Genomic DNA, 11,710 nt, shown 5'->3' with positions numbered 1-11,710 from the left:
CATTAAATATTTTTAATATTTCCAAAAATATTTTGTGTGGCCAGGGTTGGGGATACAACATAAAGCAAACAAACAGAGTACTTACCAACTGCTATCGTCTAAGAGACGCTTTTTAAGCTGTAATAACTGTACATTCATATTACTGATCTTCTTCTGCTGAATCTCAATAATATTACGTGTAAAAATGTTAAATAACTTTTCCGGTTTTTTACGGAAAAAGTTCAATGCTTCATATCGTTCAAATTTGAGCAGTTGTGAGTCCCCTTCCGAAACGACTTTAGCCATTCTGTTATTTTTGCTGAAAAGAAAGGTTTCTCCCAAAAAATCGCCCTTGGTAAGGGTTGCAAGCTGAATATTATCTTTCCAAATAGAAACTTTACCCTTTGATATCAGATAAGCAGAGTTTACATATTCTTCTTCGTTTATAATTACATCATCTTGAACAAACCGCTCTTCCATCCCTAAATTTAGAAACTCCATAATATCTTCGTAATGAAAATTCCTCAATAACAAGGGCGGTTCTTTTAAAAACTGCCGGATGTATTCGGGCGCTGCCTCTTTTTCTGCCTGGTTATCAGTTGCCATAACTTATCTCCAAATTTAACTTATGCTAACCCCTTATAGTCATTAACAATATTAATGATTATTTAGTACTACCCTAAACGTCTAAGAGTTTTTTAATCTTCAATGGTAATTGCTGCAATTTCTTCAATGGTTGTAAGTCCATTCTTTATCCGCTCACGTCCGGAACCCCGCAAACTCAGCATTCCCTGACTCATTGCATATTCCTTGATAGCGGCCTCATTAATCTCATCTCCTGATTCCAGAATCATTTTTCGAATCTCCTTATCAAAATAAAGAGCTTCCATAATAGCGGTACGTCCCTTATAGCCATTGGTACATTTATCGCACCCCACTGCTTTGTAAAACGTAGTTTCTTCGTATTCCTGTTCGGTAAAGCCTACCCCTTTTGCTGTTTCAATGTGAGGCTCATATTCCTCCTTGCAATTCTTGCAAAGCGTGCGTATCAGGCGCTGAGCCATAATCAAATTAACGGCATTCGCAATCAAAAAGGTTTCAACCCCCATCTTGTAGAGTCGGGAAATAGCACTGGGCGCATCGTTGGTGTGCAGTGTAGAAAAGGTAAGGTGACCCGTATTCGCCAATTTAATGGCAATCTCAGCCGTTTTAAGATCGCGAATCTCACCCACAAGTACGATATCCGGATCGTGACGCAAGATACCGCGCATTGCCAGATCAAAAGTCATATTGGTGCCAATTTTAAGCTGGCGGGCCCCTTCAATAAGATATTCGACCGGTTCTTCGACCGTGAGTACATTCACTTCCGGAGTAATCACATAGTAAAGGGCTGCAACCAGGGTCGTTGACTTACCACTTCCTGTAGGCCCCGTAACAATGACAATACCCGAAGGTTTTTCAATCGCTTTTACAAAATCCTCTTTGGCCTTCTGCTGAAGCCCCAACACATCCAGATCTGTAATAACTTCCCGATCATCAAGAATACGAATAACAATGGACTCAAACTTTCGATCGAACTGTGCCCCTACCATAGGCATAATGGAAACCCGGTAACGGATGTTGTGCCCATCTACCTGACGCTGAATAAAACCATCCTGCGAAGCATCACGCTCGAAACGATCCACATTACGTGTTTTATCTTTAACAACCGCCGATATAGCTTCCGGTTTTACATTATTCTGTTGATGCCAGAGCTGTAGCTTACCATCAATACGAAATCGGATATCTGTTGATGTAGGCCCAGAGGGTACAATATGAATATCGCTTACGCCTTTGCGAACGCCTTCCACAAGAAAACCCTCAACCAGAGAGTTAAGCATACTCTGGTTGATTTCTGCATCAATCTCCTCCTCATCAATTTCTTCGGTATCTTCCTCTAAATCCGGTTCATCGTATTCAATCTCTTCGAGTAGATCCAGAAACTCGTTCTTCTGTTCATATACCTGAGTTAAAATCTGTTCTACCAGCTCATACCGGCAATAGACAATTTGGTGCTGCTTAAAGTTTAACTTATTGACAATCGTTGAAAGCGTGGGATCCGAAGGGTCGGCAGCAGCAATCGTTAATGTGTTCTCACTTTCATGAAGGGGTACTGCTTTTTGATGTACTAACTCATCGACTACTTCGGTAGGAAGTTCGTCAATATGAGATTTAATATCTTCGATAGTTTCTTCATCAATAGTATCATGGTCAGCAAATACTTCCTCAAAAGCATATATCGAGGCAATCTCACTCATCACCTCGTGCCGATCGACTCCAAGATCCTGATAAAGAATCTGTCCCAAGCGTCGGTTCGAAGAGTCCGGCTCTTCCCGCAATATCGCCAGGGCCTCCATAAGCTCATCGTTGGTAATAATACTCCTATTTACCAGGATATCACCAATATGTCTACGCGTATTTACTTTTCCCATTTAAAATGAAACAATTTGCTGAGTAGTCTAATATTTATGCAAAAATACTTTTACAATATACATGATCCTTTCAGAAATGTAAGGAAAAAATCGAGAGCCCCATTATTTCCTTTATGTAGTTGATAATATTAATTCAGATTACATGCCTCCTGTATTAGGGCTAATTAATGCTGATTCAGCCGAAACAATCGTAATGGCAATAAGCGCTATCATAATAAAGAGGTTTACCCCCAGACTAATCATATCCACAATGGTATCCATTTTATAGGTCGTCTGTGTTTCGTAATATTCTGCCAACTGTTTGGCATTTTGTTTTAACGCTCCCGACTCGGCCCCAAGCTTAAACCTGCTGATTGCGGTATCCGTAAAAACTCCCGTAGCCTTAAGTGATTCAATAAGTCCGGCGCCTTCTTTTAACATCATTTTAATGGCCACTTCTTTGATCTGCTTTTCCATATATTTATTGCGGCAGGCTTCGGCTGCTACTTTAATAACTTCAATATTTTGTCCCGATCCACTGTAGAGCGTATAAAAAACGCGCGCAAAAATTTCGATACTGGTCTTGTGTATAAGATCACCGATAACCGGAACCTTGATAATGGTTTTATCCCGCCAAAGCTGCCCCTTGGGAGTTTGGGTAAGCCAATACCATGCTGCGGAAATGGGAATAACATGCGCCAGCGTAAGCATCAGCCAGTTGTCCTGCAGCCAGTAACTCAACTCGAGTGTAGCAGCCGTCATGGGGGGCAATTTAATATCCATCTCTACAAAAGCCTCAGCAGTAGCGGGAAAAATATACCCCACATAAAACAGGATAACTCCAATAGTTGCAACAACCGTAATGGCGGGCATCAACAACGAACGGCGCAAATTGCTTTTAAACTCGGCGTCACGCTCAAGAAACTTAGCCGTACTTTTAAATACCTGCGCCATATTACCACTGGTCGAAGCCACACTTAACATATAAGAAGCAAATTCTCCAAAAACATCCTCATGCTTGCCATAAACCTCATCGCCCTCTTTACCATCCTTTAGGTCTTTCTGAATGGTGCCAATCGTCTCTTTCATGCGGGCATTGGTGGTGTCCTCATACAGCAACTCAAGAATTTCATCAAAGCTAAGCTGCTGCTCTAACAAATCAGCGCTGAGACTAATAAAGGTCACAACTTCACTTTGCGGGACGCCCCCTTTGAAGTCGAACCACTTTTTATTAATACGGATGACTTTGTAACCAAGCTTTACCAGAGCTTTTTCGACCTCCTCTTTGGAATAAGCCTCCTGTTCGCCAGTAACGGGATCTTTATTTCCCTTTTGAACTTTGTACTGATAGGTTTCTTTTTTGTCAACTCCTTTAACCTTAAAGCCGTTTTTTCGGGAGAGCTTCTCTACTCTATTTTCGGCTTCTTTTTTGCTGTCCGCCTCAAACTCCGATTTGATCATCTTTCCCTGCGGCGAAATGGCACGTAATCTAAACTGCGGCATAATCCTTGTTCCTATTTTTCGTAGATGACTTTGCTAATACAATGATCAGAATAATAAATGTTTGTTACAAATTAGATTCAGTATTCGATTTTTTTTCAATCTTTGGCATCTGATCAACACCAATTTTACCCTGCTGCCAAAAACGGGGACGAAATACATTTCGATTTGTTTCTTTCACAAATTTCTTTTCATTTTCACGTAAATGTGGAAGGTCCTTTATTAAGACACTTGCCAAAGTAATTGAGGCAATTAAAAGTAATAGTTTAAAACAAATAACTTTATATAGCTTTATAGATGCCAGTTTCTTCTCTTTTGAATCATTTTCTACGTATAAGCCTAACATAGTTCCAAAAACCAAAGCCAACCATAGTTGGCTCATCGGCATGACGATTACTCCACTGAGTAAACTATAGATAAGTCCTCCGAATAAGGCGGCTGTAAGAGAAATTCGAATAACGACCTCTTCAGCAAAATCCTCTTTTATTATCTCAAACTGCTCTTTAGTCTGATCAATCCATTTTTTTAGCCCGTAAAAAACACCCCCCACAATTGTTATCGTAACTGGATATCCAAATTCATAGAGCAACTGTAACAATGAATTGTGGGGATGGCCTCTGGAATAATCTGTATTTATAGATGCAAATGACATTGGCCCATGACCAAATATAGGTTTCTCTAATGAAGCTAAAAATAATTTGGGCCACAATGTTAAACGACCACTGCCCCCACGCAAAATCGATTTTGTTTGTTCCAGGTCTGTTATTATTTCAAATAATAATACTTTTGCTATATATCCCACTGCTAAAGTCCCTAAAAAATACCACGCCCATTTGTGGGTATCTTTTTTAAAAAACACGAGGACGACTAAGGCAGCAATAAGAACACTCAAAATAATTCCGCGGCCCGCAGATTGAAGTAACAGCATCCACCAAATTGCTGCCAGAAATAACAGAAAGTATCCCGCTATTTTCTGTTTTGAAAAAGCTATGGCAGCTCCCCCAATTAACAAAGGTAACGTAAAAGCCTGTACCTGATTAAAGAACCGAATATTGGCAAAACCAATAATTCCTGTTTTCAATCCCGAAGCGGGCCAAAGTGGAAAATCTTTAAATTCCAACAAATAAAATGTGTAGCCGAGACCAAATTTCAACGAATAAAAAAAAACCAAAAAACAGGCTGATGCTATAACTGCATATTTACCAAAATTATTATTTTGGGTTACATGAGCCGTTATCATAGCAGTCCAAAGCAAAAGCATAAACAAACTAATCTCTACGACACTATAAAAAGGAAAGGGAGCTTTTATTATTGAAATAATTAATATCACCAAAGAAATAAGAATTCCCCACCAAAAATATGCCGGCAAATACGAAACGAATCGGCTTATTTTTTGCGTAGATGAGAATAAAGCCACTATCCCAGCTAATATTAGTAATCCAGATTGAATAATCCGCTTCTCATTGTAGAGAAACATGATATCGGTAAAGTAAACTACCGGTAAAATCACACATACCGATAACAACACAATAAAGAAAATGCGATGCATAAAATATTTTCTACATTAATTCTTTAAAAATAAAAAAGGCCCCAGATTAATTGGGGCCTTTTTAACAAGTAAGTTCCTAAAAAAAATAATTAAGAACCTGCAGTATAAGTTATACCTTCATTAGTCATAGCCGAAGTTTGGAAAATATTATCTTGGGCTACAAATGCTTCTAATGTACCACCTGCAGTATTTGGTGTTCCATTTAGAACAAAACCATCAGCATTAATAGTACCTAAAGTATAAGAACCATTTTCAGTATTACAAGTACTAGTTTCAACAGTTCCTGGGCAGATATCTTCCAAGGTAATAGCATCACCACTGGAAGCATCAAATGCATTTCCACCGCCACCCATCATAGCAGGTTTCATAAACCATCCTTGAGCATTAGAGGCCATAGTTAGCATATCCTGTCGAGCAGCATCTACGTTAGCACTGTCGCTTGCACTTGAGAATGTGTTAATAGCTACGACCGTAGCAATACCTACGATAATCGTTACCAAAATTACGAGTAAAAGTTGTTGTTGTCCCATGGTTGTTACCTATTTGTTAGATGATTGTTTATTAGTTAGATCATTTTTGAAAAGCTCCGAAGAACCCCGAATAACTTTTCGCTTTTGTTCACCCATCAAGAGTGAACAAAATAATATTTGTTACAAATTTTGTTTCAATTGAACATTAAGCCTTCACAGATGATGAAACAAGTTAATTTTTCTTAAACCTGATTCGAATATCTTAACACTAAGATTACACCTCACAGCGTCAAATGCAAACGAAATATTAAAAAATTCTAATATTCAAATATTTTCAGTCTCAATGCTAACCAAATTTAGCTCCCATTCAAAACTTTCCGGTCCCTCTCTCAACTACGCTTTTACAAAAGCTTCGAAGAGTTGATTTGAGTTAAAAGAGTTTCTAAGCATTAATATAAGAATTTCCAAAACCCATTCGAGTTTATCATTTTTTCTATTATCCTCTCCTCCTGTAAGATGACAACCAATACAGACCAAAACAGATTAAAAAATTAAAATTGTATTCTCACTAATCAGCAATTATTATAGTTGACAATACCATTTGATCCCCTTAAGATTAAGCTCAGTATTAATATTTTTTAATATTAGTAATCACGTTGGTGTTAGATACTCATTAAAGTGAACCTAATCTATTCTCTTAATACATCGTTAGTGCAATGAAAAATCGTCTACTATTCCTATTCCCCATCGCAGTTTTACTATTCATTCAGGCATGCGGAGCTGATGACTCTGTTATTATTGCCGGACAAGTCATTGAATCCGAAAGCGGAAACCCCGTCAATCAAGCTGTGGTCGAGGTTGTACAACCGGAAAATTTGCAGCAAACAGCGACTACGGATTCCTCCGGAAACTTCTCTTTTGATGTAGATCCCGGTAATGAAACTCAAAATATATCGCTCGAGGCTTCAAAACAAGGGTACGAAACACAGACAACCAATTTCAAAATGGCTCCGGATACGGATGTGGATGATCTTGTAATTCAATTAGCATCCACAGACGATGCAGGTGGCGATGGTGATGAGGGCGAAGATGATCAGGTTGGAGGAGAAGCAGGTGGACCGGCCAATATGGAACTAATAAATCTAAGCGAAAGTACAATCAGTGTGCGTGAAACAGGGGGTGATGTAAATGCGACCTTTACATTTGAAGTGACGGACTCGGCAGGACGCGTGGTCGATTCCCCTGTTGATGTCAATTTCCAAATTATACGAGGTCCCAATGGCGGTGAACGTATTACCCCTCAAACAGCAACTACCGGTGTGGGAAGTCCCGTGGGGACGGTGAAATCAAACCTGGCAGCCGGGGATTCATCAGGAACCGTACGTATTGAAGCCGTTATAGAGCGACCGGATCATGGAATAACAATTCGATCTTCGCCCGTTCTTATCTCTATATCCAGTGGTTTTCCTGTGAAAGAGAACTTCCATGTTGCTCCGCGAGTAAATAATTTTGATGCCTATGGAATAGTAGCCGAAGACCATACCAACAGTATTACAGTTAGTGTTGGAGACCTCAAAGGAAATCCTGTTGAGGAAGGAACAGCAGTTTACTTTTCATCATCTAATGGAGGTTTGGTTAACGGAAGTGCGGTAACAAATGAGAACGGTTATGCCACTGTAAATTTATCGGCCAATGGTAGTGAACCTACAGGGCACCCAATGGGACCAGGCTTTGTTGATGTAACTGCCCAAACAATTGATAAAAACAATAACTATATTGAAAAAACAACTGCACTATTGCTCACTACACCAAGAGCTGATATAGATATAAATCCAACAACCCTTAATATCAGCAATGGCGGTAGTCAAACATTTGACGTGACGATAACGGATGTTAACGGATATCCCATGGCCGCAGATACCAGAATTGAAGTTTCAACTGGTCAGGGATTAGAAGCAAGCGGTGATATTGTTGATTTAGAACTGGGGGATTACTTCCAACCCGGACCCGGAACTACGGAATTCCAGTTAACTATTTCAGATTCTGATCCGGATGAAGCAGTTAACACGGAAGGGAGTTTCACTATTACCGTTACCTCTCCTTTTGGAGAAACAACCACGAAATCAATAGATGGAAGTCGTGCAAAAACACAATAAATTGTAATAAAAAGGCTTATCAACCCTGTCAGTATTTTAAAGGCTGACGGGGTTTTATTTTTTATGTTTGTAATCCCCTATCGGATGGCTGGGGTTGCCCGCCTACCCTGAAACTTCTATTTCAAATTACTGCGCTACGAGAAGGCTTCGTGCAGGCAGCTCATCCAATAGATATTTAATCCCCCAATCGGGGATGAAACAAGCAATTTCAAATCCATCTGATCGCAAACCCAGCGGCCGGATGGGGATCAAACCCTATCGTATAGCGGAAACTGCCATCCGATAGATGGGTAAAGCAAGCATAAAACCCATTTCATCCAGATATCAGCAGATAGATCAAACTCGGGCTTTTTAAAATTTTAAATATTAAAATGGGGATTTCACTAAGCCCGATAGTCTCGTTATATTAGCCTTCAATTTTGAACAAAACGAGTAACGAAATAACAATGGGAAATCTTTCTACACTTTTTGATCAAAACCAAGAGTGGTCTGACAACATCAAAGAACAACAACCGAATTTTTTTGAAGAATCAGCAAAAGGACAAAGTCCCAATTATTTATGGATTGGTTGTGCAGACAGTCGCGTTCCTCCCGCCCAGCTTATGGGGCTCGGTCCCGGCGATCTATTTGTGCATCGCAATATTGCCAATGTCATATCCCATTCTGATATCAACAGTCAATCGGTGATACAGTATGCTGTAAGCGTGCTCAAGGTTAAGCACGTGGTTATTTGCGGTCATTACGGATGCGGAGGCGTGCAGGCAGCGTATGAGGATCAGAATTTGGGATTAATCGACAACTGGCTGGCAGAAATTCAGGACGTGTATCGAAAACACAAAAACGAGATCGAAAATAATAGCTCCGAGGAAGACAAATTAAAACAGTTTTGTGAGCTCAACGTATTGGCCCAAGTTCAAAATATCTGTCACTCCCCTTTTGTACGGCAGGCTTGGGAAGAAGGACAAGACCTAAGCGTTCATGGATTGATTTATGACCTCAAAACAGGCCTCCTAAACGACTTAGATATTTGCGCCAGTTCAGCCAAAGAAGCTGACAATCTGTAAAGTTAACTCTTCGGTCTGATAGATACGTTTCATATATTTAATTGAAATTCAAAATCACTGTAACTGCTTACCTAACTTTCTGCAAAATTTATTAGTCTGATGGATATTAAAACGCCCGAAAACAAGTTTCAAGATGTCTCTTATGGAGAAGAATTATACACCGAACTATTGGATCACCTGGTAACTGATGTTGAAAAAGATCGGCATCATCTGAGTTTGTTTTTGGGACTTTATATGGCCAATAAAAAGAAAGCACTGCAGGACCTGAAGCAAAAATTAAATCGAAAGGTGCGCGTAGTTGATACATCAGACTTGTCATCCCGTATTGAGTCAGAATCATTCGATAAATTGGATGACTTTTTTGACAATATTGATCAATCCGACGATATACTCTATTTCAAAAATGGAGAAAAGCTCTGCGGGGTATATACCAGTTACTCCCATTCTCATACGAAGTATGCGACCCCGCAGGAGCGCTATTTTCTGAAAAAAGTGAAGGCATTTAACGGGCTCGTTATTATCGATATTGAACAGTTTTCGGATGCCGATAAAACATTACGTCGGGCTGCTCATTCGGTTGTATCATTTACGTTGCCAGATTCCAAGCTAAAGCGCGCGTGGTGGCATCTTAAGAATTATTCGCTACACGGATTCGAACTCAAAACTACTCGTCCCGAAGCGTACGGCGAAACGGGATAATTTCTGTTTAAATGCGCAAACCTATTAGGCCCCTTCCCACCGATTGTTGCGGTTCAGGATGTACAAAATGTATTTACGAGATTTATGAGGAACATTTAGAGAAGTATAATGAGTGGAAAAAGCAGCAAAAAGAGTATCAGAATAACAAACCTGAAAGACAGTAAAGACTATTATGGCCATAAATATTAAATTGGATACCAGCGGACGAAGAGGCAAAACGGTTACGATGATCTCGAATATTCAGCATAATCCGCAGGTCATTGAGAAGCTGGAAAAACAGCTTAAGCAAAAGTGTGGAGCCGGTGGAACGAGTTATGCCAAAACAATTGAAATCCAGGGTGATCACGTAGATAAAGTCCGCTCGTTTTTACAGGACGAAGGGTATAATGTAAAGTGATGAATATCCCTATAGGATTGTTAAAAAAGTACCGACTAATATCCATCAAATAACAATTTAAGGTTACAATATAAAGTTTATTGGCTATCATCCCCCTGTCCCCCTTCGAAGGGGGAAACTCACGATTCTTTTATCGTGATTAGGGGGATGACGGTAAATAATCTCAACTTATTTAACCGTATATCTTGTATTTTTAAACTTTTCGAAAATCTCTTTCAACCTCCACTAATTTGAGACCTGTTATATTTGAGTGGCTGACCAGTTCTCATCTTTCAGGAAAGATGTAAGAGGGATTAAATATTTTGAGTCAAAATAACTTAAGCAAATCAACAATTATGAGCCTGAATATTTCAGAAGAAGAATACCAAGAGATTTTAGAACAAATTAAGGATGATGACAGCCCTGTGGGTATTGATGCCGGTAAAACACATGTGCTAATTCTACAGAAACTGCTACAGATTGAGCGCCGGCTGGAAGCTCTCGAAATGCGCTTCTTTGAAGAAGAGGAAGAATGATTATCTAATCCTTATCCAATAAGCTTTTTAATAAACCAATGTGTTCTTCTTTTTCTTTATAAATTAGCACCGGTACTCCAAAATGATATTCCGCGAGACTGTCTGCCATCTCATCGGTAAGTAACGCAGCCACAGAACTTTTACTTTTTGCTCCTACCATAATCAAATCTGCCCGGGTGCGAAGAGTCAAATTGTAGATCTGATCAGCATCCTTTCCCTCATCATTCACTGTAAAAGTACAGTTTGGAATACTCGATAAGTCATACTTCTTCTTAAATTTTTCAAATTTTTTATTCAGATGCTCATTCATCCGCTCGGAGTATTTATCTGAGGGTATATAAGGGAAAAATTGTGCCGGATAGTTATAAACATGCTGAACATGGAGATCTGCACCTACTGACCCTGACATTTTTTGAGCCTGTTTTAACGCTCTTGCTGAAGCCTTTGAAAAGGTTATGGGAACATGAAGATTTTCAAGTTTATACTGGGAGTTCTCGGCCACAAAAAGCAGTGAGCAGTGCGCGTATTTGGTAATTTTTCGTGCCAAAACACCTTCTCCCTCATACCCTGTTTTTTTGCCTAACACCAACAGATCGGGATCAAATTCATTTAAAGCTGATAACAGAGTTTCTGTTGTACTGCCCTTTCTTATTATAATATTGACATGCGGTCCGTTAGCATCAAAGTATCGATCTATTTTCTTTTTAAGTTCTTTGCGAATAATACTTTCAAGTGATTTGGACGTCTCCACTTCAGGAAATAGTTCATTAAGCTCTTCTGAAACTCCTTCATCCTCAATGACATGAATAAAGGTAAGATGTTCAGGTTCATTAATCCCTGACAAAAAATTCAGATAGCCCAACACAAGATCATCCATATTCGTTAGGTCGAGGCCAACCATCCAATGATTAAAAGAATTCATAACCGGACA

General features: G+C 39.5%; 12 protein-coding genes. 6 read left to right on the top strand and 6 right to left on the bottom strand.

From position 1 onward, the window contains the following. Window positions 1–81 precede the first annotated feature (81 nt). The 5 genes from ACQ4LT_RS11050 to ACQ4LT_RS11030 form a co-directional block, all read right to left on the bottom strand. Window positions 82–585 carry a cyclic nucleotide-binding domain-containing protein gene (locus tag ACQ4LT_RS11050; RefSeq protein WP_445666107.1) on the bottom strand — a complete coding sequence of 168 codons (504 nt, stop codon included), beginning with the start codon at window positions 583–585 and terminating at the stop codon, window positions 82–84. A 92-nt stretch (window positions 586–677) separates the two neighbouring features. Continuing rightward, window positions 678–2,450, bottom strand: coding sequence for a GspE/PulE family protein (locus ACQ4LT_RS11045; RefSeq protein ID WP_445666106.1), 1,773 nt, complete (start codon window positions 2,448–2,450; stop codon window positions 678–680). A 138-nt stretch (window positions 2,451–2,588) separates the two neighbouring features. Further along, complete coding sequence (locus ACQ4LT_RS11040; RefSeq protein ID WP_445666105.1) at window positions 2,589–3,932, bottom strand: type II secretion system F family protein; 1,344 nt, start codon at window positions 3,930–3,932, stop codon at window positions 2,589–2,591. Between the two features lie 64 nt (window positions 3,933–3,996). Beyond that, window positions 3,997–5,478 (bottom strand): O-antigen ligase family protein, encoded by a 1,482-nt coding sequence (locus ACQ4LT_RS11035; RefSeq protein ID WP_445666104.1) that lies wholly within the window; start codon window positions 5,476–5,478, stop codon window positions 3,997–3,999. An 89-nt stretch (window positions 5,479–5,567) separates the two neighbouring features. After that, window positions 5,568–6,008: a hypothetical protein gene (locus ACQ4LT_RS11030; RefSeq protein ID WP_445666103.1), complete on the bottom strand. Its 441-nt coding sequence runs from the start codon at window positions 6,006–6,008 to the stop codon at window positions 5,568–5,570. Between the two features lie 656 nt (window positions 6,009–6,664). Between ACQ4LT_RS11030 and ACQ4LT_RS11025 the strand changes: the two genes are divergently transcribed. The 6 genes from ACQ4LT_RS11025 (at window position 6,665) to ACQ4LT_RS11000 (ending at window position 10,779) form a co-directional block, all read left to right on the top strand. Then, a complete protein-coding gene (locus ACQ4LT_RS11025; protein ID WP_445666102.1) occupies window positions 6,665–8,104 on the top strand; it encodes a carboxypeptidase regulatory-like domain-containing protein in 1,440 nt (479 codons plus the stop codon). Between the two features lie 446 nt (window positions 8,105–8,550). Then, complete coding sequence (gene can, locus ACQ4LT_RS11020) at window positions 8,551–9,168, top strand: carbonate dehydratase (protein ID WP_445666101.1); 618 nt, start codon at window positions 8,551–8,553, stop codon at window positions 9,166–9,168. Between the two features lie 99 nt (window positions 9,169–9,267). Continuing rightward, on the top strand, window positions 9,268–9,867 hold the full coding sequence (locus tag ACQ4LT_RS11015; protein WP_445666100.1) for a hypothetical protein: 600 nt from the start codon (window positions 9,268–9,270) through the stop codon (window positions 9,865–9,867). An 11-nt stretch (window positions 9,868–9,878) separates the two neighbouring features. Next, on the top strand, window positions 9,879–10,031 hold the full coding sequence (locus tag ACQ4LT_RS11010; RefSeq protein WP_445666099.1) for an oxidoreductase-like domain-containing protein: 153 nt from the start codon (window positions 9,879–9,881) through the stop codon (window positions 10,029–10,031). 8 nt (window positions 10,032–10,039) lie between these two features. Then, on the top strand, window positions 10,040–10,264 hold the full coding sequence (locus tag ACQ4LT_RS11005; protein WP_445666098.1) for a translation initiation factor: 225 nt from the start codon (window positions 10,040–10,042) through the stop codon (window positions 10,262–10,264). Between the two features lie 335 nt (window positions 10,265–10,599). Next, window positions 10,600–10,779: a hypothetical protein gene (locus tag ACQ4LT_RS11000; protein ID WP_445666097.1), complete on the top strand. Its 180-nt coding sequence runs from the start codon at window positions 10,600–10,602 to the stop codon at window positions 10,777–10,779. A gap of 4 nt (window positions 10,780–10,783) precedes the next feature. On the opposite strand, the gene ACQ4LT_RS10995 is transcribed toward ACQ4LT_RS11000, so the two are convergent. Continuing rightward, complete coding sequence (locus ACQ4LT_RS10995) at window positions 10,784–11,701, bottom strand: universal stress protein (protein ID WP_445666096.1); 918 nt, start codon at window positions 11,699–11,701, stop codon at window positions 10,784–10,786. Window positions 11,702–11,710 lie beyond the last annotated feature (9 nt).

It is taken from the genome of Fodinibius sp. AD559 (genome assembly GCF_052712805.1).
This window is presented reverse-complemented; position numbering and strand designations above follow the sequence as displayed.